Origin of the sequence: Eoetvoesiella caeni, from assembly GCF_003315175.1 — a bacterium.
GTDB lineage: Bacteria > Pseudomonadota > Gammaproteobacteria > Burkholderiales > Burkholderiaceae_B > Eoetvoesia > Eoetvoesia caeni.
This window is the reverse complement of the sequence record NZ_QNRQ01000002.1, coordinates 24,479-49,823: the sequence shown is the minus strand read 5'-3', so window position 1 is coordinate 49,823 and position 25,345 is coordinate 24,479. Positions and strand designations below refer to the sequence as shown.

Sequence of the window (25,345 nt, the reverse complement as noted above, 5' to 3'; positions counted from 1 at the left end):
TTTCCACACTAGCGCCGTGGACGGGCGTTGCGCATACTCATTCATCCTGGTTTAGGAGTAGCTTATAAGCTACAATAAGAATGTTTGAACTCTTACGCTATCAAAGGCTAGATGGTGGCGAGCCTTTGACCGAATGGCTGGATGCCTTAAGCGATAAGGCCGCGCAAGCGCGCATCCGTGTAAGGCTGCGTAATTTGCAGGCGGGCAACTGGAGCGACGCAGTTGCAGTGGGCGCCGGTGTTGTCGAGCTGCGTATCCATATTGGGCCAGGCTATCGCGTGTACTGCGCCCGGCATGGAAAATCCATCATTATTTTATTTTGTGGCGGTGATAAACGCTCCCAGAAAGCCGATATCAAGTTGGCGAAGGGGTTCTGGGTGGAATGGAAGCGGAGGCAATAATGAGCAAGTTAAGGGGCGCGGTATCGCATCATGAGCGCGAACTGGCTGAACTGCGTGCCGATCGCGAGTTGACGATTGAGTATCTGAAAGCGGCTATGGAGTCTTTGGATAGCCCCGATGACCGGGCTGCTGGCTTGTTGGCGCTTCGTACCGTGGTTGAGGCCTATGGCGGGCTGGCGAGCGTAGCGGCCCAGGCGGGCATTAGCCGCGAATCTCTGTATCGAACCCTATCGCCCAAGGGCAATCCAACGCTGAAAACCTTGTTGGCTGTATTGGGCACGGTAGGATTGCGGCTGTCGATAGCTCCGGCGGTGTAGGGCTAAGGCAGTTTTGATTTAGGTCGCATCGTTGCGGCGCGGTGGATGCAGCCCTCGCTTTGTGCTGCTCGTCAATGTTGCGGCGGCTTGACGAGTTCGTTCAGGCCGGTAAGCACGCGGGTTACGGCGCCGGTGTGCTTTTGTACCCAATGCGAACCGGCCTGGCTCATTTTGTTCAGGCGCTGGGGGTCGTTGACCAGTTGCAGTGCCAGTTGCAGGGCCGCTTCGGGGTTGGGCGCGCGCAGAGCGGCGCCTTCGTCCAGGGCGTCGGCGACGGCTTGTTCGAAGTTCTTGGTGTGGGGGCCCACCAGCACCGGCGTGCCGATGGCGCAGGCTTCGATCAGGTTTTGGCCGCCCAGGGGCAGGAAGCTGCCGGCCACGATGGCAATTTGGCTGGCTGCGTAGTAGCGTGGCATTTCGCCCAGGCTGTCGCCCAGAAGCACGGCGGTTTGGCTGCACAGGCGCAGGCTGGAGGATGCAGTGCCGCCTTTGTCGGCCAGTTCAGAGCGGCGCACGAACGATACGCTCGCTTTGGCCAGCAAGTTGGCGACTTCGTCGAAGCGCTGCGGGTGCCGGGGGATCAAGAAGAACAGGACTTCGGGATCGAGTTCGTTGCTTTGCGCGTTGGCACGCTTCAGGTGCTTGCAGATGGCCCGGATGAACAGTTCGTCTTCGCCTTCGCGGGTACTGGCAATAGTAATGATCTTGCGCGGTATGGCGGCGGCGAAGGAGCGGCCGCGTTCCACCTGGTCGGCGGGCATCGACACGTCGAACTTGAAATTGCCGGATACGCGCACGGCGGGCGCGCCGGCTTGTTCCAGGCGCTGAGCGTCTTGCCATGATTGGGCGTAAACAGCCTGAAGGCTTGCGTAGGCCTCGCGCATCACGCGCCCGGCGCGCAGGCTTTGGCGCAGTGAGTTGTCTGAAAAACGCGCGCTGGCAAGCATGATGGGAATATTCAGCCGGCGTGCCGCGGCAATGGTGTTGGGCCAGATTTCGCGCTCGATCATGACGGCAACGCAAGGCCGGTAGTGTTCCAGGAAGCGCCGCACGCTGCCCGGAAAGTCGTAGGGCAGCCATTGCTGCGCCAGCCGCCCCTGCTCAATGGCCTGGGCAAAGGCGCGTGCGCCTTCGGCTCGGCCGGTGGCGGTCATGTGGGTAAGCAGCACCGGGTAGCCTTGGTCCAGCAAGGCCTGCACAAAAGGCTGGGCGGCGCGGGTTTCACCCAGGCTTACCGCGTGCACCCATACCGGCAAGCGCAGGCCGGAGGGCTGGGGGTAGTAGCCAAAGCGCGGGCCGGACATGACGCCCCATTCGCCGCCCGCGCGCCGCGCGCGCAGACCCATCCACACCATGAGGGCTGGCGCCAGGGCACGAATGGATACGTTGTAGAAAAAGCGGTTCAAAGCTTGGACTCCGGGGCCCGGGACAGCGCCTGTTCGATGGCGCTTAATACTGTTTGGGCTGAAGGAGCCTGGCCGCGTTCGCCCAGGCTGGCTGTGTAGGCGGACCCTTGCAAAGGCGTGCGCACCGGCGTGGACGCTTTGTATATGCCTATGGTAGGCCGTCCAAGGCCGGCCGACAAGTGCGTAAGGCCGCTGTCCAGGCCCACCATGAGGCTGGCGCTGGCCAGCACGCGGGCGCTGTCGGTCAGGCTCATGCGCGGCAAGACCTCGGCGTTGCCGCGTTCGCTGATCAGCGCATGGGCCCTGGCTGTTTCGGCGGCATTGCCGGCCAGCAGCTTGAGCGCCAGGCCGTGTGTTTGCAGATGGTCGAAAACGGTCTGCCAGTCGGTGGCGGGCCAGAGCTTGTCGTCGCGGCTGGCGGACGGCATGATGACGGCATAGGGTTCGATGGCCGTGCCGTCGGTAAAGCGCTGCAGGCCGAAGTCCGGTTCGCCCTGGTAGGTATAGCCGAAGGCGGCCGCGGCCAGTTCGCGCTGGCGGATAACGGCGGGTTGCCAGAATTTGACGCGGTGTTTGACGTTATAGAAGAAAGATGCCAGGGGTTCGCGCGCCGACTTGAAGTCCAGGCCGTGGCGCAGACCCCGTGTTTGGCGTACCAGCCAGATGGACTTCATCAGGGCCTGCATGTCCAGCACGATGTCGTATTGGCGTGCTTGCAGCTTGGCGCGCAGGGCGGCGCGTTCGGTGCGTGTCTGGGCCGACCACCAATGTTTGCGCCAGCGCCGGTGAGCCACGGCAATGACCTCGTGTACGGCCGGGTGCCACGCGGGAATTTCAGCGAAGCCTTCTTCGACGATCCAGTCTATCTGGGCGTTTGGCACATGGGCTGCAATATCGGATATTGCCGGCAGCATGTGGACCAGGTCGCCCAGGGACGAGGTGCGTACGATCAGTATCTTTTTCGTCATGCCGCGATTATAAAGAGATTCGGCGGCGGCAGTAGGCGGCTAGGGGTCGGTTGGGGCGGTGCGCAGCTCGGGGTTGTTCAGCACAGTTACCGTGCCCAGCACGCGCAAGGACATCAGGTCTTGCAGCGCGGCGGTGACGCGGCGCGCGAATTCCAGGTCGTTGGGGAGTTCGGTGCCGAAGATGGCTGGTATGTTAAGCAAGGCCTCGGCGAGGTCGAAAGCGCTGGCGTCGCGTCCGCCTGCCGCTTCCATAGCGCGGGCCAGTTCGGCTTGCAGGGGGTCGCTTAGCAGGAGCTCTTCCTGGCGTTCGCTGCGTCCGGTCAGGAAGCGCATCCAGGCGGCAATGGCGGTGGCATGGTGTTCGATGCTAAGGCCGCGCGCCAGGCGCAACTGGGCCGGTGCCACTATGCCCGATGCCAGGATGGTTGTGCCGTCGATGGTGCTTTGGGCGGTGGACGCCTGCAGGGCGGAGTTGGCAAAGCGGCCCAGCAGTTCTTGTTTGTAGGCGTCCCAGTCGTAGCCCTGGTGCTTGGGCAAGGTAACGATGGCATCGTTCAGCAGGCCGGCCATGTAGCGGGCAATTTCCGGTTCGGCCATGGCCTGCGCCAGGGTTTTGTAGCCCGCCACGGCCGCCAGGTGGGCCAGTGCGAACCGGCCGGCGTCCAGCATGACTTCCTGGGCCTTTTCGAAGGGCGCGACATGGGGCACGAGCATTGCGCCGGTATTTTCCCATTTGGGGCGGCCGGCCGAAAACCAGTCTTGAATAATCCATTGCGAGAACGGTTCGGCAACGACCGGGGCCGCGTCGTGCAGGCCCAGCAGGCTTTCGGTGGCCGCGATATCGGCTGCGGTGCAGGCCAGGACGGCACGGTCGACCAGCGAGCATGGGCAGGCGTATTGGTCCAGGAAGTACTGCAGCAGGCCGGGATCGTTGAGGTCGTCCTGGACGCGTTCTATATAGTGTTCCAGCACGCGTTGCAGGATTTTTCCGTTGGCCGGAAGGTGGTCGCAGCTTAGCAAGGTAAAGGGCGGCAGGCCGTGCAATTTGCGCTGGTAGATGGCCCAGGCCAGCACGCCTATGGGCGAGCGTGCGCTTTGCGGTGCGTTCAGGTCCAGCTGGATATGCGGCAGCGAATCGTCCAGGCCGTCGTGAAGGGCGCTGTAGCCGTAGCCGCGCTCGGTGATGGTCAGCGTGACGATTTCCGTTTGTTCGGAACACAGGGCGTCGATGACTTCATGGCGCGCGTCGGCCAGACAGGCCAGGCGGGTAAGGCTGCCGATGATGCGTGCGCTGCGATTGCCGTTGTCGTCGACAATAGAGGTGTACAGGCCGTCTTGCGGCACCAGGGCGTGGTTGATGGCCGGGTTGTGGACGCTGACCGCCAGGATTCCCCAGTTGGGGTCGCCTTGCTGCATGGCTTCGTCGGTGTAAACGGCCTGGTGGCTGCGATGAAAGCTGCCCGCGCCCATATGCACGATGCGCGTGGGAACGGCGGACCGGTCATAAGAAGGTTTGGCGATGCCCGCAGGAACGAGGCCGAGGGTGGCATTGGAAAGTTGTGTCATGGCGCTTTGTCGTGCTTTCCTACCGTGCAAAAGTTAAGCCGCTTGTTCTTTGTCCGTCTACTGACTCTTCTATATTATGGTGCGCCGTCCGGGGTCTGGCAATGGCCGGATGCAAGACCCCGGCCATGCGCCTGGGCGTTTGCCGGCTGATGGTTACAGGCCGTGGTATTTGCGGCCCAGTTCCATGGTGGCGCGATAAAAGCCTTCTTTGCTGCCGCAGTCGTAGCGGGTGCCTTCGTACTGGTAGCCGAACACATTGCGGGCCATGAGCAGGCTGGCGATTCCGTCGGTAAGCTGGATTTCACCGCCTACGCCGGCCTGGGTCCGACGCAGATGCTCGAAGATTTCGGGTTCCAGCACGTAGCGGCCCACGACGGCCAGCGTTGAAGCCGCGACTTCCGGCGCCGGCTTTTCCACTATGCCCTTGATGTGGGTGGTTTTGCTGTTGACGCTGTCGCCCGAAATAATGCCGTATTTGGAGGTATGCGCGCGTTCGATGTTTTGTATGGCCAGGACGCTGCCGTTTTGCTGGTGGGCGGCTTCGACCAGTTGGCGCGTGACGGCAGTGTCGGAGTCGATCAGGTCGTCGGCCAGCAGCACGGCGAAGGGCTCGTTGCCCACGATGGGGGCCGCGCACAGCACGGCATGGCCCAGGCCCAGCGGCGCAGGCTGGCGGGTATAGATGCAATTGACCGAGTCGGGGATGACATGGCGCACCAGTTCCAGCAGTTCGTGCTTGTTTTTGGCGGCCAGGTCGGCCTCTAGCTCGGGGGCGCTGTCGAAATGGTCTTCAATGGCGCGCTTGTTGCGGCCCGTAATGAAAATGAGGTCGGTAATACCGGCGGCAATGGCTTCCTCGACCGCGTATTGGATCAGCGGTTTGTCGACGATGGGCAGCATTTCTTTGGGCATGGCCTTGGTGGCGGGCAAGAAACGCGTGCCCATGCCGGCAACGGGGAAAACGGCTTTGCGTATGGGTTTCATGAGTTTGATCGGTATGGTGTGATGTATACAACAGGTGGTTGCGCTCTATTGTAGAGGAAGGCGGCGGCCCGGCTGCGGACCCTGCTTACTGCTGTGCGGCCTGGCCCGGGGTTTGAGGCTGGCCCAGGCGTACGGCCTGGGCGTTGATTTCCTTGGGCTGGTTGGCTTGCAGGCCCTGGTAAAAGGGCGCCTGGCCGAATACGCCCTGGCCCAGCGCAAAAACGGCGGCATTGGCAACGACGATAAGCAGAAAGAGAAAGCGCATGGTGGAATTCACCTCGGGTGGGTATCTGTTGTGGCCAGGCTGGCCAAGCCGTCCAGGACCGGGCTGGCCAGCCATTCTATTGGACTGTTCTCGTGCCCTAGTTGGGTTCTGGCCGCGGCCAGCAGGCGTTCGGTTTCTTCTTTGATGGCGCTCCAGCCGCCGCCGGTGGCGTAAATGCGCGGTGCCTGGCCGCATAGCTCCAGGCCCGCCATCCACTGGCGCAACACGGCGCCTGCCTGCGCGGCGGCGATGCCGCTGACAATGGCCTGATGGGTGTGGGTGGGGTGGCTGGCGGGAATGCCTTGCGCTTGCGGCAGCTGCGCCGTGCCGTTGGCCAATGAAGCCGCCATCAGCGACGGCCCCGGCAGGATCAGGCCGCCATGAAACACATAGGCCTTTTGCGCGCATTCGCCCGACGGCGCGCGGCCTGCTTCATTGTGACTGCGCAGCGGCGCTTTCTGGTTTGCCACTTCGGCCATGCCGGACGGCGCCAGCGTGTCGATGGTGGTGGCCGTGCCGAAACTGGCCAATAGCAGCGGCGCGTGGCCCGGGTTTTTGGCCTGGCGTACATGTTCCGCCAGCCCCAGCAGGGCCACCCAGCGATCGGCGCCCAGTTGTTCGGGCATGTCGTAGGCGTTGCGCACGTTCAAGGCGCTGTGCACGCTGCGTATCCAGTCAATGCGTTCGACATATGTACCCAGCAGCGAGCCGAGGCGGCCGGCAATGGCGGCGCCGGCCACGTTAATGCCCATGGCGGCGCCCGGGGGGTGCGGCAACTGGCGCAGCCAGGCAGGAAGCTGTTCTTCCAGGTCGGCGTGCCGCAAGGCTAGTGGGGCGGCTTCGCGCTGGCCGTTGGCCGGATCGATCCAGCCGAATTTTATGCGGGTATTGCCGGCGTCGATAAGAATAATCATGGCCGCACCGAAACGTCGCCCACGGTGACGGAGGTTTCGCCGTCCGGCGTGCGCAGCAACAATTGGCCCAGCTTGTTGATGCCGCATGCGATGCCGGCATTGATGATGCGGCCTTCATCCAGGATGTTCACGTGTTGGCCGGCCAGGGCGTCGACAGCGGCGTGGCGTACGGGGAAGGCATGAAACCCTTCGCTGATGAGGGCGTTCAGGGCTTCGTACCAGGCCTGTGCAATGGCGCTGACCAGCTTGTGCAAGGGTGTGGCTGCCGCCAGTGCATCGCAAGCGGCGACCTCGGCCCAGTCGGCCACCTGGCGGTTCAGCGACTGGCTTAGCGCGCGGGCGTCGTTCAGGTTGATGCCTATGCCCATGATCGCCACGTAATGATCCGCAGACAAGCGCGAGGTTCCGGCGCGGGTGGTTTCAACCAGGATGCCGGCCAGCTTGGCCCCTTTCCATTGCAGGTCGTTGGGCCATTTCATGGCCAGGTGCCGGCGCTGGTCCGGTTCAAGCAGGCCGCGCAGCGCTTCGCAGGCGGCAATACCCGCTATGGGAGAAAGCGAGGGCAGCAGTTGCAAGGGCACGAAGGCGTCGAAAGCGCAGGAGAACATCAGGTTGGCGCCGGCCCGGTTTTGCCAGGTGCGCCCGGCGCGGCCGCGGCCTTCGTCCTGAAGGTGGGCGCCCAGCAGCCATGGCCGGGCCAATTGCAGTTCGTTGTTGCGTGCTTTGCCCAGAAGGTCGGCATTGGTGGATGCGGTGCGTTCGAACCATTCGATCTGCTTGAATTGCGGCAAGGCCGGCTGCAGCTGCTGTATCAAGAGCGGCGGATCTGGCAGAGCGGTGGCGATGGGTTCAAGCATGCTGGGCAGGACGCTAATATAGTGAGGTTTGGGCGGCAGTCGCTATTATTGCCTTTAATTGTCTTTTTTTGGGTGTGCGTCACAATAGCGGATATGGAAAAAACTTCTTTCGACGGTTTGGCCGGGATTATTGACTGCGTCATAGAGCAACCCGAAACCGCGCCGCGCGGCTGGGCGCTGGTTTTGCACCCCCATCCTTTGCATGGCGGTGCGCGCGACAACAAGATCGTGACCACCATAGCCCGTGCCTGCCTGCAAGACGGGCTTGTTGCGGTGCGCCCCAATTTTCGCGGCGTGGGCGAGTCGCAGGGCCAGTTCGACAAGGCGGTGGGCGAAACGCACGATATGCGCGAACTGGTGCGCCAGTTTGTGCAGCGCTACCCCGAGGCGGCCGCCGGCAAATGGGTGCTGGCCGGTTTCTCGTTCGGGACTTCGGTGGCGGCGCAGCTTTATTCCATAATGGAAGAAGAGCGGCGCAATGCGGCGGGGGCTGCGCCCAAGGCCGGGCAAGCGGGCGTGCAGTCCGATTCCGGCGCACATCCGGTTCCCGATGCGCTGATCCTGGTGGGGTCGGCGGTAGAGCGCTTCAAGTTCAGGGATATTGCCGTGCCCGAGGACACTTTGCTGGTGCACGGCGAGGTCGACGAAGTCGTGCCTTTGTCCGAGGCCATGGACTTTGCGCGTTCGCATGGCTTGCCGCTGACGATCGTGCCCGACGGTTCGCACTTCTTCCATGGCAAGCTCATTATGCTTAGAAAATTGGTGCAAGACCGATTGCTGGCATTGTGGGCTTAGCGGCGAAGTCTTCTCTTTCCGGAACGACGATTTCGCTTTGCGATGGGTGCCGCATTGGGCCTGCCCTTCAGCTAAAGGTCAGACAACAGGCCCATTTTGCGCGTTTGGACACGTTTTAACGGATTTTGTAGCAAATGATTGCGCATTCCTGCAATAAAGGGCTTGCTGCCCGGTTCTATGTGCAAGATGCACTGCCTATAATGGACGCAGTTTTTTTGAATGCACTTTTTTGATTTTTTGGACGGGTTAATTAATTTTTATGTCGACGACTCAAACCGTACACATGTTTTCCCTGAAGCAGTCGCGCCGCGTGGCGCTTAGCGTGGCCCTGGCGCTTTCGCCTGCGTTGATCGCTCCGCAGCTTGTCTTCGCCGCCCCTGCCGCGCAAACCGCGCCGGCAGCCCCCGAGGCTCCCGCCACGCTGCCGGCCGCTTCCGGACAGACTACAGGCCATTTGGCAACGGTTAGCGAACTCTCGTCGATTCCCGCCCCTACCTTGGCCGCCAAGGCGTGGGTAACCCTGGACGCCAACAGCGGGCAAATCATTGCCGGGCAAAATATCAACGACAAAGTCGAACCCGCTTCACTGACCAAGATCATGGCGGCCTATGTCGTATTCCAGGCCATTGAAAACAAGCGCCTGTCGCTAGACCAGAAGGTCAATGTCTCGGAAAAAGCCTGGCGGACCGAAGGTTCGCGCATGTTCATCAAGGTGAATACGCAGGTGTCGGTCGATGACTTGCTGCAAGGGGTCATTGTGCAGTCGGGCAATGACGCTACCGTGGCCTTGGCCGAAGCCGTGGCCGGCAGCGAGTCGGCCTTCGCCGCCATGATGAACCAGGAGGCGGCGCGCCAGGGGCTTACCGACACGCACTTTACGAATGCCGCGGGCCTGCCCGACCCCGACCACATGACTACGGTGCATGACCTGGGCATCATGGCCATGAACCTGGTGCGCGACTTCCCCCAGTATCTGCACTATTACAGTCAAAAAGAATTCACCTACAACAAGATCAAGCAGCCTAATCGCAACCGCCTGCTTTGGGCCGATCCTACCGTCGACGGCTTGAAGACCGGCCATACTTCGTCGGCCGGCTACTGCCTGGTGTCCACCGCATTGCGCGACGGACGCCGGGTCGTTTCGGTTCTGGTGGGTGCGGCCAGCGACAGCGCGCGCGCCGAAAACAGCCTTAAGTTGTTGAACTGGAGCTTCCAGAACTTCGACACCGTCAAAGTCCTGGACAGCACCAAGCCATTGGTGCAGGCCCGTGTTTGGCAAGGCCAGCAAGAAACTGTGGGTCTTGGCCAGTCCAAGCCCGTCTGGCTGACTGTACCGCGCGGCAAGGGTCCGGAAGTCAAGCCCGAAGCGCGTTATACCCAGCCGCTGCTGGCTCCGCTGACCAAGGGCGCGCAGGTCGGCACGGTTGCGTTTTCGCTGGACGGAAAACTGCTGCGCGAAGAACCGCTGCAAGTACTGGACAGCGTGGCCGAGGCCGGCTTCTTCGGCCGAATGGTCGATAAAGTGCGCTTGATGTTCCAATAAGGCAAACGCCGGGCGTCTGCACTCTGCAAGGATTAAACTTATTGTTTTAGGCACACCAGAGTGTAAAGATGATTCCCGATGTCGATAACGACAGCATTGCCTATCTGAACGGCGAATTCGTTCGCCTGGGCGATGCCAAAATCTCTGTGCTGGATCGCGGGTTTATTTTTGGCGACAGTATTTATGACGTTGTGCCGGTCTATAACGGCAAGCCGTTCCGCATGGAGGGCCACCTGGCGCGCCTGGAGCGCAGCCTGAAGTCCATAGGCATACAGACCGGCATGCAGCGCGCCCAGTGGGAGTCGCTGGTGCGCGACATGCTGGCCCGCAATACTTTGCCGGGCAATTGCCTGGTGTACCTTCAGGTAACGCGCGGCGTGGCGAAGCGCGATCACGCCTTTCCCGACAAGGCCAAGGTCAAGCCCACCATTTTTGGCATGGTGTCGCCCTTTGTACGCCCGGGCAAGGCGCCGCGCGAACAGGGCCTGACAGCTATTTCCCTGCCCGACATCCGCTGGCTGCGTTGCGAAATCAAGACCACGTCCTTGTTGGGCAACGTGCTGGCCAAGCAGGCGGCGGTCGAAGCCGGCGTGGACGAGGTCGTACAGTTTCGCGACGGCTATTTGTCTGAAGGTTCGTCCTGCAATATCTGGGTCGTCAAGAACGGCACCTTGCTGGCACCCCCGCGCGACAATCTGATCCTGGAAGGGGTACGCTATAGTTTATTGGCCGAGCTGGCTGAAGAAGCCGGCATACCGTTCGAGGTCCGGCCGATTACTGAGCAGGAAGTGGCTCAGGCTGATGAAATAATGTTGACCTCTGCCTCGAAAGAGGTGCTGCCGATTGTTACCTATAACGGTAAGCCGGTTGGCACGGGGCGCCCTGGCGAAATCTACGCCAGATTGCGCACCGGCTACGACCGCGCCGTGGAGTAAGCCTATGAATTCCGTCCCTCCGGACATCCCGCCCGAACAGTCTCTTATCGAGTACCCCAGCCTTTTTCCCATCAAGGTCATGGGCAAGACGCATCCCGATTTCGCCCAGACCCTGACCGAGCTGGTGCGGCAGTTCGACCCGGAGTTCGATGCCGCCACGGTCGAAATGCGGCCCAGCAAGAACGGCAACTATATTGGGCTGACCTTTACCGTGAAAGCGACTTCGCGCCAGCAGCTCGACGACCTGTACCGCGCGTTGCACGCGCACCATATGGTTTCCATCGTGCTGTGATCGAGCATAAATGGCTGCGGCGTCCCGCCCCGTATCTGGAGGTATGGGAGGCCATGCAGGACTATACGGAAGGGCGCGACGCCCAGTCGCCCGACGAGATTTGGCTGGTCGAGCACGAGGCCGTGTATACGCTGGGGCAGGCGGGCAAGCCCGAACATATCCTAAATAGCGGGGCCATTCCGGTTGTGCGCAGCAATCGCGGCGGCCAGGTCACCTACCACGGTCCCGGCCAGGTGGTGGCGTATTGCCTGGTCGACTTGCGCCGGGCGGGCCTGTTCGTCAAAGAATACGTGGCCTTGCTGGAAGACGTGACCATCCGTCTGCTAGACCAGTTGGGTGTACGGGGCGCCTGCCTGAAGGAAGGAGCCCCCGGCGTTTATGTGCCCATGGCCGACCGCAATGGCGAACTGGCCAAGATTGCGGCTTTGGGCATCAAGGTGCGCAAAGGTTGCGCCTACCATGGCATAGCGCTGAATGTCGCCATGGATTTGTCGCCCTTTTCGGGCATCAATCCTTGCGGCTATGAAGGCTTGCGCACCGTGGACCTGGCCGCTTGCGGCGTAACTGCCACGGTGGAGCAAGTGGGCGAGATGCTGGCCCGGGGTTTGGCTGGCGCGATAGCGGCCAGGCAGCCGCAAACCGAAGCGCGCCACCCGGGCATGGCTGCGTTGCCAGCCCAGGACGCGGGGCGCCCGGCTTGAGTTTTGCCGTCGAAGGCGCCGTGTGGGCCGGCCATGCAGTACTGCTGCAGGCGTCAGGGGCATTCTGCGGCGTTTTGGCGGGCGCGTTAAAATGCTGACAGCTCGCGCGTTTTGCGCGGATCCGTTTGGAATATTGCGGTTTTTTCGACCGCCGATTTTAAAGCGCGAAGCACAATGTCCCGCCCAGGCGGGGCGCCGGCTTCAGTCGCAGGAATGTTAATGACTACTCCCTTAGATCAGACTGCTCCCCGTGTCGTACCGGTCCAGCCGGCCTACGATGCCACCATGAAGCAAAAAGCCCAGGCCAAGACCTCGCGCATTCCAATCAAAGTCGTCCAGGCCGAACGCCTTAAAAAGCCCGAGTGGATCCGCGTCAAGGCGGCATTGCCGGGTTCGCGCTTTCACGACATCAAGCGTATTTTGCGCGAACATAACTTGCATACGGTGTGTGAAGAGGCCTCTTGCCCGAATATCGGCGAATGCTTCGGCAAGGGTACGGCCACGTTCATGATCATGGGCGACAAATGCACCCGCCGCTGCCCCTTCTGCGACGTAGGCCACGGCCGCCCCGACCCCCTGGACGTCAACGAACCCGAAAACCTCGCCCGTACCATTGCCGCGCTCAAGCTGTCTTACGTGGTGATTACGTCGGTCGACCGTGACGACTTGCGCGACGGCGGTGCAGGCCACTTTGTCGAGTGCATCCAGAACGTGCGCAAGCTGTCGCCAGCCACCCGAATTGAAGTGCTGGTGCCCGACTTTCGTGGTCGACTGGACCGCGCGCTGGAAATACTGAACGGCGGCCCCCCCGACGTCATGAACCACAACCTGGAAACCGTGCCCCGCTTGTACAAACAGGCGCGGCCGGGCTCGGACTACAACCATTCGCTTAAGCTTTTATCGGAATTCAAAAAGCTCTACCCCCATGTTCCGACCAAGTCCGGACTTATGCTGGGCCTGGGCGAAACCGACGAAGAGATCCTGCAAGTCATGCGTGACCTGCGCGAGCACAACGTCGACATGCTGACTATCGGCCAGTATTTGCAGCCTTCCGAGCACCACTTGCCCGTGCTGCGCTACGTCCACCCCGACACCTTCAAAATGTTCGAGCGCGAAGCCTACGCCATGGGCTTCACCCATGCCGCGGTGGGCGCCATGGTCCGCTCTTCGTACCACGCCGACGAACAAGCGCATGCGGCGGGGGTTGAGGGGATTTAAAAAGTCCCTTTTGCCGTAGACAAGTTTGCTATTTCTTGTCTGTCCTTGAAGGGAATGACGCCGGCCGGCCTTGCCGACTTGATGTGCTGTTTCAGTTCTTCCTGAAATAATGAAAGCTCTTTATCTTTGCGGTGTACCAGGTAAAGAGGGATCGACATGGCAAGGCCGGGCGTTTCTATCGGCTGTAAGTCGCCGCGGTCCACATCGTGAATGACGGATGACTTGAAGAAGAAGCAGACGCCGACATCGCGGCGTACTGCTTCTTTTTGGGCCTCTGGATGCCCAAGCGCCATGATCACCCGCCTGGAAGTGATGCCGTTGGCGCGCAACTGGCCTTCTTCAAGCTTTTGCATGACCGAGCTGTTGTTTGTGCTGATGAACGGCAATTGAGAAATCTGATCTCGCTGCACTTTTTTTGGTACCCATTGGCTGTTGACGGCGCTGACTAAAAGCAAGGGCTCATCCCAAAGGGGATGCAGCGCTAAGCCGTCGAGGTTCTGGTCGGGCGAAATGATGACTACCGCAAAGTCGCATTCCCCGGTTCGCGTTGCCTCGAGCGCGACATGCGGATTCGATATCGAAAGCTTGACCAGGCCATCAGGATGGCTGGCCTGGAAGTCGCAGATGATGCCAGGCAGTTGGTAAGACCCTACGCTCATGGACGAAGCTATGACCGCGCCAGGTATATTGGGCGCGGAGCCGCTTAGTTCTCGCTCCAGCTCGTGGGTGCGAGTGACGATTTCCTGTGCCCATTTAAGAGCTCGCAGCCCCGCCGCAGTCAACACAATGCCGCGCCCTTCGCGACGTATCAGTTTCGCCCCGAGCTTGTCTTCAAGGGTTTGAATGTGCGATGTGACTACGGGCTGGGTGACGCACAGGAACTCTGACGCACGAGTGATGCTTTGCAACTCTGCTACGACGCAGAAAACCTCGAGCTTTTGAAGGGTAAAACGAGTGTCGAAGCCGCGCATCTGAGTACACCCCTTAGATCGGTAAGTATAGCCATACAGCTATATCTGAATCATTAATTTTCGATTAGACGTATGTGTTCCGTCAACTTAAAGTGTGTGTAATGCGGTTACTGCACGACATTTGGCATGGTTGATTCGGCGGTCTGGGCACCGACTAGAAATCATAAATTCAAAACAGAAAATGTGAGAGGAACAACATGAATTACGTAATCGGCGTCGATACGGGCGGAACCTTTACAGATGGATTTGTCTCCGGCGAGGACGGAACGATTGCAGCTGCGAAAAGTCCTTCAACACCGCCGGATTTTTCGCGCGGATTTCTTGATGTCATTGACGAGCTGGCGAAAGAATTGGGCGTTCAGACGCCTGATTTACTGAGCAAGACTAAATACATTATTCATGGCACAACGTCCACGCTGAACGCTGTCGTCACAGGGGACGTGGCAAAGGTCGGGTTTCTGACCACTCGGGGTCATGCGGATTCGATCTCGATGATGAATCTTGAAGGCAGATATGCAGGGCTCGACCCAGAGCAGATCCAGAACATTTCGCGGACGAACAAGCCCGAGCCTTTGGTGCAACGGTCTTTGGTTGAAGAGATCGACGAGCGTATTGACTACAAAGGTGCTGTGGTCGTTGAGCTTGACGAGAGCGGTACACGCCAGGCCGTAGCCAGGCTGGTGGGACAGAACGTCGAGGCTATTGCGGTTTCGTTGTTATGGTCCTTTCTCAACCCGATTCACGAAATTCGCATTCGCGAGATCGTGAACGAAATTGCTCCCGGCCTGTATGTGGCCGTGTCACACGAGATAAGCCCGCGCATACGCGAATACACCCGTAACTCAACGACCATCATCAATACGCAAGTCGGTCCGCGATTGGCCGCGTACCTTAGCCCTCTGGAAGTCGAGCTCAGGAACCGCGGGCTGGCAGGTTCCCTTCTGGTCATGCAGGGATCCGGCGGTTGCGTCCAGGCGGCCCAGGCGCCCAAGTATGCGGTGAGTACTTTAGGATCAGTATTGACCGGGGGCGTAGTGGGTTGCGTCCATTTGGCGAAGGCTCTTGGGCACAGAAATATTATTTCAACGGATATGGGCGGCACCACATTCTTGGTCGGCCTGATCCAGGACGGAAAGCCGATAACGACGACCACGACGGTCTTGAACCAGCATCAAATCAATACGCCGATGGTGGACGTACATACTATTGGGTCTGGCGGCGGTGCCATTGCGTGGATCGACGGCGGTGGAAACCTTCGTGTCGGGCCGCGCAGTGCCGGAGCCAGGCCGGGTCCTGTGTGTTATGCCGAAGGAGGCACCGAGCCAACGGTGACCGATGCCGACTTGGTGCTTGGAATAATCAATCCGGATAACTTTCTTGGCGGCCGCAAGAAACTATCGAAAAAAATGGCTGAAGACGCCATTCGGACCAAGATTGCAGAGCCGCTGGGCCTTACCGTAGAAGAAGGCGCCGCCGCAATATACACAATACAGAACGCCCAGACGGCCGACCTGGTGCGTAAGGTTGTTGTCAACAGCGGGCACGATCCACGCGATTTCGTAATTTATTCGTTTGGTGGGGCTGGGCCGGTGCACGCGGCGAGCTATTCGGCCGATATCGGCTCGCCTGAGGTCCTGATCCCATTGGGGACTACGGCGGCTGTTTTCTCTGCGTACGGCCTGGCCTCGTCAGACATCGTGTTAACTGCCGAAACCTCGGATCCGTCGAATTGGCCTGTGGCGCCGGCAACGATTAACGAGTGCTACGGCCGGTTGGAACAAGAACTGCGCAGCCGCATGCAAGAACAGGGTTTGGAGTTTCAGACGATCGAGTATGTTCGTGAAGCCGAGATCCGTTACACGATGCAGATGGCGGAAGTTACTACTCCTGTTCCTGCCGGCGTGCTGGACGCCAAGGCTATCGATGCGGTTGGGGCAGAGTTCGAAGCCTTGTACGAAAGGCTTTACGGCAAAGGTTCGGGGTTTGCCGATGCGGGTTTGCAGGTCATTACTTATAGAGTCCGCGCTGTGGGTATGTTGCCCATACGCACGAAACTGCCCGACCTTGAGATTGCCGCCGGCGCACCGGAAAGTAGCGGTACCCGCCGAGTTTTCCTTGATGTCAGGAAGGGCTGGCAGGAAACAAAAATCTATGACTATCAGGCTTTAAAAGTGGGTGCCGAGATTGATGGCCCTGCCGTTGTCGAAACGCCTACTACTACCATCGCCGTTCCGGAAGGTAGCCGCGGAACCGTCGATCGGCTAGGCAACTTGGTGTTGCGGCCTACCGCAGCCTGATTCAACTATAAAGGAGACACCATGCCATTAATCAATATCGCAGGGTCGGAAAAATTTGCTTATAAGCTTAAGACCTCGGCTGAAACCAGAGCGCTAGCCCGTGGGCTCAAGCTGCATTCAGTTAACGATGACGATGCTGCGGCAGTCGATGCCCTGACTTATGAGGTGGTTCGCCATCGGTTGGCGGCTATCGCCGAAGAAATGGGCGATGCGCTCAAGCGCATGTCCGGTTCGGTGGTCGTCACCGACTGCAACGACTTTGGCGCGACCATTCTGGACGAGTGCGGCGACTCGGTGATTGTCGGGCTTTATAACACGCAGCTGGCGGCTTCCGTTGACATGGCCGTTAAATGGACGCTGGAGAATCGGGGCGTGAATCCAGGCATACAGCCGGGCGATATGTTTTTTTGCAACGACCCGTGGGTTGGCGGGGGCTTGCACCAGAACGACGCCACGATCATGGCACCCCTATTTCACGAGGGCGAGATTTTTGGGTGGACAGCGGCCGTTTGCCATCAGGTGGATTTAGGCGGCGTATCGCCAGGAAGCTGGTCTGTTGAAGGGCGCGATGTTTTCTGGGAATCGACTCCTGTTCCGCCTGTCAAAATTGTTGAAGGGGGCAAGATTCGCGGCGATATCGAAGACATGTATTTGCGGCGCTCAAGGGTGCCGCGTCTTATCGCTCTTGACCTGCGCGCCAAGATTGGCGCCAACAATATAGCCCAGGAGCGTTTGACGCAATTAATTGAAAAATATAGTGCGAAGACCGTCAAGGCGGTAATGAAGCGCATGATGAATGACGCCGAGCGCCGCCTTCGAGCAAAGCTGAAAGAGCTTCCTGACGGCGAGTGGTCCGGGGTTGCGCATCAGGACTCATTCCGTAGTGGTGATCGCAATGTATACAAGATTACTTTGAAGATGACCAAGAAAGACGATCGCTTGATATTCGACTTTACCGGTACCGACAAAGAAGTCGAGGGATTTGCCAATTGCACTCTTGCCGGCCTGCGAGGCGGGATCATGCCGATTGTCCTGACCATGCTTTGTGGCGATATTCCGTGGGCGCCCGGCGGCCTTTATCGATGCTTCGATATTATCAGCGAGCCGGGAACTATCAATAATTGCAATTTCCCGGCCGGCATCGGTAAGGCCTCTGTTGCGTCGGCCTGGGCTACGCAGAACGTTGTCTCCGAGACAGTAGGAACGATGCTGTCGATCCACCCCGAGCATCGCAAGTCCTTGATGTGCGTGTGTTGTGGAACATGGGATCTGGCCTTGCTGGCCGGCCTGGACCAAAGAGGCAATCCGTTCGTGACGATGGTTTGCGACTCGATGGCTGGAGGCATGGGCGCGCGAGTCGACCAAGATGGCGTTGATACTGGCGGCCTCAATTGCATACCAATGGGCAGGGTCGCAGACGTTGAAATCAACGAGTTCAGCTTTCCGATGCTTTACCTGTGGCGCAGAGAAGAAATGGACTCCGGCGGGCCTGGCCGCTTCAGGGGCGGCGCCGGCGGGTCCAGTTGCTTCATACCTTACGACTCTCCAATAGGGGGCGTGCACTTGGTTGTCTCCGCAACAGGCAAGGCCCTGCCGCAAGCGACCGGCCTTAGCGGGGGATACCCCGCGGGCACACAATACGATGTATTGCTACGGGGAACGAACGCCAGAAAGATGTTGGCTGGGGGCCGTATACCGGGGAGCCTCGATGATCTGGAAGGAACCGCCGATGTGCTGCAACAGCACCTGGAAACCCATCTGAACGACGAGGACGTGTACTTTACGCATTGGCAAGGCGGTGGGGGATACGGAGATCCGCTACTGCGAAATCCGGTTTTGGTGGCGCGTGACGTTGCCAAGCAGAAGGTCTCGAAGCGTGCCGCACTTGAAGTGTATGGCGTCGCTTTAGCTGCAAACGGAACTGTGGATGTGCCCGCGACTGAAGCTGCAAGACACGCCATGCGCGAAAAGCGTGCTGCGGTTGCCCTTAATTGACGAGGAGACAATTTTGAATTTTGATGACAACATTATGCTTGCTGATGATGGCGTATCGACTATTTGCAGCCACTGCTCTGAACGGCTGGGAGACGCGCGTACCAACGCGCTAGAGCACGCACTGGGCTCAGAGCAGGAATCCTCCGAGCTGGGCCCCGGTATCCGGGCCGACCCAAAGCTGTTTGCCGATAGGAAAATTGTTCTTAGGCAGCTGTTTTGCCCCAAATGCCTGACCGTGCTTGCTACAGAGGTGGTCCCGCAGGACGAAGGCAGGCTTCGCGGCTGGAAGGTTTTTAGTTGAAGACGGCTGATTCGATTACGTATTCTGCAACCGCTTTTCCAGCAAAGACAGGTCTTCGCGCAACTGGCGCAAGGATTCGTCGACGCTGTTTTCCCGCGAGCGGCGTTCTTCGCCGCGTACTACCGATTGCAGGGCGAAGGTAGCCAGCATCTGCGCGACATCGTTAAGCGGGACCTTCCCTTCGGCGCTGAACCACCAAGCGCACCAATTGCACATGCCTATGATGGCAAACGCGGCAATCTTTGGATCGACCACACGGAACTGTCCCGCCTTTATTCCGGCCTCTATTACCGTCTGAAACCTGCTTAAGACCAGCCTGCGTGACGCATCGGCGCTTTTGCGCAAGGCGGGTGAAAGGTTCTCTTCGTTGCGTTCGACCACCCGGAATTGCAAAGGGTGGCTCAGTATCAGCTTGGCATGCTGCAAGACCAGTTGCCGCAATGCTTCGATCGGATCGTCGTGCGGGTCTTCTACTTGTGAAGCCAGCTTGCCGGCCATGCCGGTGACTTCAGTTGTCAGCTCTCGCAGGATGGCTTCCTTATTGCGAAAGTAGTAGTAGATGGCCGTGCGTGTTACGCCCATGGCTTCTGCGATGTCGCCCATGCTGGTGCCCTGAAAGCCGCGTTGTATGAACAGCGTTGACGCGGCCTCCAGGATGGATTCTTGCAGCAGTTCGCGCCGTGAGGATTTGGAAGCGGGTACGGAGGATTCTGGCAAAGGTTTTGGCACGTTTCAGAAGGTGTTGGTGGTTGGTTGCGGGTTGCGGGGTGCCGACCTGAACGATTGTCGACCGATGAATGATAGACCAAGTGGGTTGCGCTTGACCGTCATGCATGGGCAATATGCTCCGGATTTGACGTATTTGTCAAATAATTCACGATCTAGGTATAAATACTAACTGTCGTTAATGACAATAATTTCACATTTCTGTCAAATCCATCGTAGAATATAAAAAAGGAGGCAGAAAGTCATGAGCCAACCATCTATCTCAAAGCCGGCAAACGCTAGTTCGGGGCCGCAGGGCGCTACCGCCGGGTTCTTGAACACCGACTGGAATCCACGCGGACTGCCAGAGGGCGCGATCACGCGCAATGTGGTGCTGCGCACGCAAGATGGCGCGGCCACGGGCGGGGCGCTGTACCAGCCTTCCGTGCCGGCGGAAACCGTGGTGTGCATCATGCACCCCCGCGAGTTCATGGCCTGCCACTACATGATTCCCGATATTGTTGAGGCCGGCTACGCGGCCTGGTCGCAGTGGCCGCGGTCCGTCGGCAACGATATGCGCCTGGAACACGAATTTGCGCTTTACGATGTTGCGGCGGGTATGGAATACCTGCGGCAGGCCGGCTTCAAGCGCATTGTCCTGCTGGGCAATTCCGGCGGCAGCGGGCTGTACAGCCTGTATGCGCAGCAGGCGGGGCTGGACGCGGCGCAGCGAATCAAAAAAACGCCCGGGGGCCGTCCTACCAAGCTGGACCAGCTGTCCATGCCTGAGCCGGACGGCGTGGTCTTTCTTGCGCCGCATCCTGGGCAAGGCGCTTTGCTGATGCAGTGTATTGATCCTTCGGTTACCGACGAGGCGAACCCGCTGTCGGTTGACTCGTCGCTGGATCCTTTCGACGCGGCCAATGGGTTTGGCGATGCCTCCAAGGGCGCGCGCTACGACGCGGCTTTCATCGAACGCTATCGCAAGGCACAGCACGAACGCGTCGCCAAGCTGGATGCGCTGGCGCATGAGTTAATTGCGCAGCGTATGCAAGCACGCGCCAGGGCCAAAGAAGGGGGCACGCTTGCCGACCGCCGGCTTGGCGCCCATACGCCGATCATGACTGTTTGGCGTACGGATGCCGATCTGCGCTGCTATGACTTGTCGCTGGACCCTTCCGATCGTAAATATGGGTCGTTGTGGGGCAAGGACCCTTATGCGTCCAATTACGGGTCGGTGGGCTTTGCCCGTGTCTGTTCGCCCGAAAGCTGGCTGTCGACATGGTCGGGCATATCGTCCAATGCCTTGCTGGCAAAGGCTGCGCCCGCCATCCGCCAGCCTACCTTGCTGGTGGAATATACGGGCGATCAAGCCTGCTTCCCTTCGATCATCCGAGACATCTTCTCGGCGATCGGCACTACCGACAAACATCACGAACGCGTGAAGGGCGACCACCACGGCCGCGCCCTGGGCGCCGGCGAAGAGCCGGGGCGCTATATCGCCGGCCGTCTGGTGCAGGATTGGCTGCGGCAGAACTTTCCCAAGTAAGCCGTGCGGGCCTCTAATTTACAAGTTAAGGAATCGACTATGTCATCTACTTTGTTGGGCAGCCTGGTGCTGCGAGGGGTGGACCACACCGCCCGGCCTACATGGAAGCTGCGTGAGACCATCACGTTCTATCGCGACGTGCTGGGGTTGCCCTTGATTCACACGATTTCGGCGCGCGGCTGGGGTCCTGCCACGCATCCGGACTTTTTGCATTTCTTTTTTGACAGCGGCAATGGCAGCGCGATTGCTTTCTTCTACTACCTGGGCTCGTCGGCGCCGCAAGAGCTAAGCGGCAAGCTGCATTCGAAGCCATGGCCCGAAGACCATGTGTTCGACGCAACGCATACAGCGTGGCAAGTGGACAGCGAAGAAGAGCTGGCGGCATGGCGCGATCGTTTGGTGGAAAAAGGTGTCGAGGTTTCTGTTGAAACACGCCACGAGGTCATTGAGTCGATTTATTTTCGGGACCCCAATGGCTATTTCGTCGAGATAACCCGCAAGCTCCGCACCCTGAACGACCTGGATGCCCGCGACGCGGCGTTGACGCTGCAAGCGGCCATGGAACTCGAGGACCAGGCCACTGGTGGCGTGGCGGGGCTTGGTCCCATTGACGACGTCTGGAACAGAAAGGCACAGCTTCTTTTGCCCGAGGAATCCGGCCAGACTGCCAAGGTCCTGGTATTGAATGTGCCGGAGTTTGCGTCGCTGATCGAAGCGGCGAAGAAGATGCCGGAATGCAAGGTTGATGACGGCTTGCCTGACTATGCATTGATTGAGTCGCGATCCGCCATCGAGTTAAACCGGAAAGACCTGGGCGTAAAGCCCGCGGTCTGGTATGGACTGTTTACCGGAGGGCTGCAAGGCCGCATTACGGTATTTGACCGTGATCGTGTGCGGATAGAACCCTAAGCAGCCTAAGGAGACATAAATGACAAATATACTGAATCCCATTGAAGGGGTCGTCTACCAAACCGATGAAAAGGCGCAAGCCTATTTGCGCAGCGGCTCCTGGGTGAACGATACGGTGGGCGGTGCCTTGCGTAAATCGGCGCTGCGCCACCCCGACCGGCCGGCTTACATCACCGACGAAGCTACGCTTACGTACCGCCAGCTGGATGAGCGGACCGACATGCTGGCCGCGGCTTTGCTGGACCTGGGCCTGGCGCCGGGCGATCGCGCCATGTTCCAGCTTGGCACGACTCTTGAAACCGCGCTGGCCGTGCTGGCCTGCTACAAGGCCGGTGTTATTCCGGTTTGTTCCGTCCCCCAGTATCGCGAGATGGAAATCGGCCAGTTGATCGAACGCTCGCAAGCCAAAGCGCATTTCGTACAAGCCGACTTCAGCAGCTTCGACCTGGTCGATTTTGCCGGCAAGATGATGGCCAGGCACGCGTCTGTACAGCATCTGATCGTAACGCGCGGCAAGGCGGGCATGGCTGGGCATGCGCTGGACGATTTGCTGGCGCAACATACCGTTGACAGCGCCAGGGCGCGACTGAAAGACCTGCCGATCGGGCCGCGCGACGTGCTGAGTTTTCAGCTTTCGGGCGGGTCTACGGGCCTGCCCAAAATAATCCCGCGTTTCCATGGCGAATACTTGGGGCACAGCGCCGGCTGGGCTCGCCAGTATGCCATCGACGAGTCTTCGCGCGTGATCTGGTCGCTGCCGCTGATGCACAATGCCGGCCAGCTTTACGCCATGATGCCCATGTTGTTGCTTGGAGTGACCACGGTGCTTATGCCCAGGGTCGACATTCGGCGCATGCTTGAACTGATTCAGACGCATCGTGTCACGCATGGTTTGTCGATAGGCCCGATTGCTCCGCATCTTATTGCTTTCCAGGAAATAGGGCAGTACGACCTGTCGTCTTTGAAGCTATTCGCGACGATGAGCCGCGCCGATACGCTGGAGCAGCATATGGGCGTGCCATGCTCCAATCTGTACGGCATTACCGAAGGCTTGCTGTTGGGGGCGAAAGCGTCGGACCCGATTTTCGTGCGGCACCATACGCAGGGTGGCAGCGGCTGCGCGGACGACGAAATAACCATACGCGAGCCGGGAACGGACCGTATCCTGCCGCCGGGATCCACCGGCGAAATGTGTTTTCGGGGGCCTTCCAGTCTGTTGGCCTACTACGCCGATCCAGTTGCAACGCGCGAGGCGCTGACGGACGATGGCTTTGTGCGCAGCGGCGATATGGTGACAGAACACTGTATCGACGGCCGTTCCTGGTACGCCTTCGAGGGCCGGTTGCGCGACAACATCAATCGCGGCGGCGAAAAAATAGGCTGTGAAGAAGTCGAGGGCTGTATCAGCCACCACCCGGCAATTGCCGACACCAAGCTCGTGGCCATGCCCGATCCTATCTACGGCGAACGTGCTTGCGCCTACATCATTGTTCGCCCGGGGTTTGCCGCTCCTACTATTCCCGAAATGGTGCAGTTCTTGTCTTCCATGGGGTTGGCCAAGTTCAAATGCCCTGAACGCATCGAGGTTGTCGAGGAGTTTCCGACGACCCGGGTGGGCAAGGTCGATAAAGTGGCGCTGAGAAAGCTGATTGCCGAACGCCTGGCCGAAGAGTCCGCACAGGCGGATGCCCGCGGAGTCGAGCCATGATCAGCACTGAATATGTGGTCCGGACGCAGCCGTTCACCATACGCCGGACCGTCAAGTGGGGCGACTGCGATCCCGCGGGAGTGGTCTATACCGTTGTGTTTGGCGAGTATGTAATTTCGGCCGCAGAGCTGTTCTATCGCCATATCCTGGGTGAAGGACCGCAGCATGCCAAGGACCGGCACGGCTTTGGTACACCCACCCGCGCGCTTGCATTCGACTTCCAAAGTTCTTTACGGCCTGACGACGAATTCGATATTGAAGTCAGCGTGGAGGAAATCCGTTCCCGCACTTATACCCTTCTTATGCATGGGCGAACGTTGGCGGGGGCTACGGTTTTTATCGCGCGGCTGACGCCGATTTGCGTGGTGCGGGGCGAGCGGCGCGCTATTCCGGTTCCTCCGGTCCTGAAGCAAGCCTTGCTGGCTTATCAAGGCGCCCGTTCCGGGGCGCACCATTCATAGCTAGCCGATTTCCTGGCGAAGAAATCGTCAGTGGCAGCATTTTTCAAGCTTTACCGAAGGCGCCATCAAAGGCCCAATCAAAACAAACAGGAGACTGAACATGTCCATGAAACTGAAAGCAACATTGATGCTGGTGTCGGCGCTGGGGGCAGCCCAGGCTTATGCGCTTGAACCGGTCAAGCTGGGATTTATCGCGGCGCAGAGCGGCCCTTTGGGTGTGCTTGGAGCAGAACAAAAGCGGGGCCTTGATCTTGCGCTTGAAGCCCTTGGCGGAAAGCTGGGCGACCGTCCGGTCGAGCTGTATACCTCGGACTCGCGCGGGGTGCCGGGAACGGCTGTGCAGGAAGTTTCCAAGCTGATCGAAAAAGAAGGCGTGGACGTCATTACAGGAGGAACCGCGTCCAACGAGATCCTGGCCATGGTCAAGCCTATCTCCAAAGCCGGGGTTACCTTGGTCGGGTCGAACGGCGGTCCTTCGCCGCTGGCGGGCAAAGAATGCAATCCCGGCTATTACAGCGTGGCCTTCCAGAACGACCAATGGAGCAATGGCATGGGTACGTATATGTCGGACCACGGCGTCAAGCGCGCCTACTTCATTGGCATGGACTACCAGGCGGGGTGGGACCATGTGGGCGGCGCGCAAAGCAGCTTCAAGGGCGAGACGGTGGCCAAGGTTTTCACACCGCAGGCGCAGCTTGATTTTTCGGCTGAATTGGCGCAAATACGGGCTGCCAAGCCCGATGGCGTGTTCGCCTTTTATCCGGGCGGCGCGGCTATCGCCTTTGTGAAGCAGTATGCGCAGGCCGGCCTTTCCAAGACTATTCCGCTGTATTCCAATGCGGGCCTGGTCGATACGCTTTTCCTGCCTTCGTTCGGCGATAACGCGGTAGGCGTAGTGATCTCCAGCCATTACAGCGCCGACCTGGATAATCCAGCCAACAAGAAGTTCGTGGCCGACTTCCAGGCCAAGTACAAGCGCGATCCTTCAAGCTATGCCGCTTCGCAATACGATGCCGTCATGCTGATAGACCATGCCTTGCGTGCCGTCGGCGGCGACAAAGTCGACAAAGCAAAACTGCGGGCTGCCTTGGCAACTGCAAAATTCGACAGCGTGCGCGGCGCCTTCAAGTTCAATACCAACCACATGCCTATTCAGAACATCTATGTTCAGAAAGTCGAACGCGACAAGAATGGCGAATTGACGCTGCGCTTGCTTGGGGTGGCCCAGGAGAACGCAGCTGACCGCTACGCGCAAGATTGTGCGATGTCTAAGTAAGGGTCGAGGCC

25 protein-coding genes are annotated in these 25,345 nt (G+C 59.4%); 16 read left to right on the top strand and 9 right to left on the bottom strand.

What is annotated here, in order from left to right; translation table 11 throughout:
- Window positions 1–80 precede the first annotated feature (80 nt).
- Both DFR37_RS03890 and DFR37_RS03885 read left to right on the top strand, forming a co-directional pair.
- Entirely contained in the window at window positions 81–401 is a 321-nt protein-coding gene (locus tag DFR37_RS03890; RefSeq protein ID WP_113931938.1) for a type II toxin-antitoxin system RelE/ParE family toxin, read from the top strand.
- Window positions 401–718, top strand: coding sequence for a helix-turn-helix domain-containing transcriptional regulator (locus DFR37_RS03885; RefSeq protein ID WP_113931937.1), 318 nt, complete (start codon window positions 401–403; stop codon window positions 716–718). Before DFR37_RS03890 ends, DFR37_RS03885 begins: the two co-directional genes overlap by 1 nt.
- A 71-nt stretch (window positions 719–789) precedes the next feature.
- On the opposite strand, the gene DFR37_RS03880 is transcribed toward DFR37_RS03885, so the two are convergent.
- The 7 genes from DFR37_RS03880 to DFR37_RS03850 form a co-directional block, all read right to left on the bottom strand.
- Window positions 790–2,124 (bottom strand): 3-deoxy-D-manno-octulosonic acid transferase, encoded by a 1,335-nt coding sequence (locus tag DFR37_RS03880; RefSeq protein ID WP_113931936.1) that lies wholly within the window; start codon window positions 2,122–2,124, stop codon window positions 790–792.
- Window positions 2,121–3,092, bottom strand: coding sequence for a lipopolysaccharide heptosyltransferase I (gene waaC, locus DFR37_RS03875; RefSeq protein WP_113931935.1), 972 nt, complete (start codon window positions 3,090–3,092; stop codon window positions 2,121–2,123). The genes DFR37_RS03880 and waaC overlap by 4 nt, the downstream gene beginning before the upstream one ends.
- A 39-nt stretch (window positions 3,093–3,131) precedes the next feature.
- Window positions 3,132–4,658: a mannitol dehydrogenase family protein gene (locus DFR37_RS03870; RefSeq protein ID WP_113931934.1), complete on the bottom strand. Its 1,527-nt coding sequence runs from the start codon at window positions 4,656–4,658 to the stop codon at window positions 3,132–3,134.
- Between the two features lie 153 nt (window positions 4,659–4,811).
- Complete coding sequence (gene galU, locus DFR37_RS03865) at window positions 4,812–5,642, bottom strand: UTP--glucose-1-phosphate uridylyltransferase GalU (protein WP_113931933.1); 831 nt, start codon at window positions 5,640–5,642, stop codon at window positions 4,812–4,814.
- 85 nt (window positions 5,643–5,727) lie between these two features.
- A complete protein-coding gene (locus DFR37_RS03860; protein WP_113932399.1) occupies window positions 5,728–5,907 on the bottom strand; it encodes a hypothetical protein in 180 nt (59 codons plus the stop codon).
- An 8-nt stretch (window positions 5,908–5,915) separates the two neighbouring features.
- Entirely contained in the window at window positions 5,916–6,821 is a 906-nt protein-coding gene (locus DFR37_RS03855) for a type III pantothenate kinase (protein ID WP_113931932.1), read from the bottom strand.
- Window positions 6,818–7,678: a biotin--[acetyl-CoA-carboxylase] ligase gene (locus DFR37_RS03850; RefSeq protein WP_113931931.1), complete on the bottom strand. Its 861-nt coding sequence runs from the start codon at window positions 7,676–7,678 to the stop codon at window positions 6,818–6,820. Before DFR37_RS03850 ends, DFR37_RS03855 begins: the two co-directional genes overlap by 4 nt.
- A 93-nt stretch (window positions 7,679–7,771) precedes the next feature.
- On the opposite strand from DFR37_RS03850, the gene DFR37_RS03845 reads away from it, so the two are divergent.
- The 6 genes from DFR37_RS03845 (at window position 7,772) to lipA (ending at window position 13,162) form a co-directional block, all read left to right on the top strand.
- Window positions 7,772–8,473 (top strand): alpha/beta hydrolase, encoded by a 702-nt coding sequence (locus DFR37_RS03845; RefSeq protein ID WP_113931930.1) that lies wholly within the window; start codon window positions 7,772–7,774, stop codon window positions 8,471–8,473.
- 259 nt (window positions 8,474–8,732) lie between these two features.
- Window positions 8,733–10,016, top strand: a complete 1,284-nt coding sequence (locus tag DFR37_RS03840; protein ID WP_379881463.1) for a D-alanyl-D-alanine carboxypeptidase family protein — start codon at window positions 8,733–8,735, stop codon at window positions 10,014–10,016.
- 68 nt (window positions 10,017–10,084) lie between these two features.
- Entirely contained in the window at window positions 10,085–10,951 is an 867-nt protein-coding gene (locus DFR37_RS03835) for a D-amino acid aminotransferase (RefSeq protein ID WP_113931928.1), read from the top strand.
- Window positions 10,952–10,955: 4 nt separating this feature from the next.
- Complete coding sequence (locus DFR37_RS03830; RefSeq protein WP_113931927.1) at window positions 10,956–11,243, top strand: DUF493 family protein; 288 nt, start codon at window positions 10,956–10,958, stop codon at window positions 11,241–11,243.
- A 53-nt stretch (window positions 11,244–11,296) separates the two neighbouring features.
- A complete protein-coding gene (gene lipB / locus DFR37_RS03825) occupies window positions 11,297–11,944 on the top strand; it encodes a lipoyl(octanoyl) transferase LipB (protein ID WP_218951388.1) in 648 nt (215 codons plus the stop codon).
- Window positions 11,945–12,163: 219 nt separating this feature from the next.
- Window positions 12,164–13,162: a lipoyl synthase gene (gene lipA, locus DFR37_RS03820; protein ID WP_170139818.1), complete on the top strand. Its 999-nt coding sequence runs from the start codon at window positions 12,164–12,166 to the stop codon at window positions 13,160–13,162.
- Here lipA and DFR37_RS03815 read toward each other — a convergent pair.
- Window positions 13,159–14,133, bottom strand: a complete 975-nt coding sequence (locus DFR37_RS03815) for a LysR family transcriptional regulator (protein WP_113931924.1) — start codon at window positions 14,131–14,133, stop codon at window positions 13,159–13,161. The two genes, lipA and DFR37_RS03815, sit on opposite strands and share 4 nt — an antisense overlap.
- Before the next feature lie 197 nt (window positions 14,134–14,330).
- Here DFR37_RS03815 and DFR37_RS03810 point away from each other — a divergent pair, with 197 nt between their 5' ends.
- Genes DFR37_RS03810 through DFR37_RS23115 form a run of 3 tightly spaced genes read left to right on the top strand, consistent with a single transcriptional unit; the run spans window position 14,331 to window position 18,726 of the window.
- Entirely contained in the window at window positions 14,331–16,430 is a 2,100-nt protein-coding gene (locus tag DFR37_RS03810) for a hydantoinase/oxoprolinase family protein (RefSeq protein ID WP_113931923.1), read from the top strand.
- A gap of 21 nt (window positions 16,431–16,451) precedes the next feature.
- Window positions 16,452–18,425: a hydantoinase B/oxoprolinase family protein gene (locus DFR37_RS03805; RefSeq protein ID WP_211317204.1), complete on the top strand. Its 1,974-nt coding sequence runs from the start codon at window positions 16,452–16,454 to the stop codon at window positions 18,423–18,425.
- 13 nt (window positions 18,426–18,438) lie between these two features.
- Entirely contained in the window at window positions 18,439–18,726 is a 288-nt protein-coding gene (locus DFR37_RS23115) for an acetone carboxylase subunit gamma (protein ID WP_211317203.1), read from the top strand.
- A gap of 15 nt (window positions 18,727–18,741) precedes the next feature.
- Here DFR37_RS23115 and DFR37_RS03800 read toward each other — a convergent pair whose 3' ends face one another.
- Entirely contained in the window at window positions 18,742–19,443 is a 702-nt protein-coding gene (locus DFR37_RS03800) for a TetR/AcrR family transcriptional regulator (protein ID WP_113932398.1), read from the bottom strand.
- 253 nt (window positions 19,444–19,696) lie between these two features.
- On the opposite strand from DFR37_RS03800, the gene DFR37_RS03795 reads away from it, so the two are divergent.
- The 5 genes from DFR37_RS03795 (at window position 19,697) to DFR37_RS03775 (ending at window position 25,334) form a co-directional block, all read left to right on the top strand.
- Window positions 19,697–20,980: an alpha/beta fold hydrolase gene (locus DFR37_RS03795; RefSeq protein ID WP_113931922.1), complete on the top strand. Its 1,284-nt coding sequence runs from the start codon at window positions 19,697–19,699 to the stop codon at window positions 20,978–20,980.
- A 39-nt stretch (window positions 20,981–21,019) separates the two neighbouring features.
- On the top strand, window positions 21,020–21,889 hold the full coding sequence (locus DFR37_RS03790; RefSeq protein ID WP_113931921.1) for a VOC family protein: 870 nt from the start codon (window positions 21,020–21,022) through the stop codon (window positions 21,887–21,889).
- A 19-nt stretch (window positions 21,890–21,908) separates the two neighbouring features.
- On the top strand, window positions 21,909–23,597 hold the full coding sequence (locus tag DFR37_RS03785; RefSeq protein ID WP_113931920.1) for an AMP-binding protein: 1,689 nt from the start codon (window positions 21,909–21,911) through the stop codon (window positions 23,595–23,597).
- Window positions 23,594–24,058, top strand: coding sequence for an acyl-CoA thioesterase (locus DFR37_RS03780; protein WP_113931919.1), 465 nt, complete (start codon window positions 23,594–23,596; stop codon window positions 24,056–24,058). The genes DFR37_RS03785 and DFR37_RS03780 overlap by 4 nt, the downstream gene beginning before the upstream one ends.
- A gap of 100 nt (window positions 24,059–24,158) precedes the next feature.
- Window positions 24,159–25,334, top strand: a complete 1,176-nt coding sequence (locus DFR37_RS03775; protein ID WP_113931918.1) for an ABC transporter substrate-binding protein — start codon at window positions 24,159–24,161, stop codon at window positions 25,332–25,334.
- Window positions 25,335–25,345 lie beyond the last annotated feature (11 nt).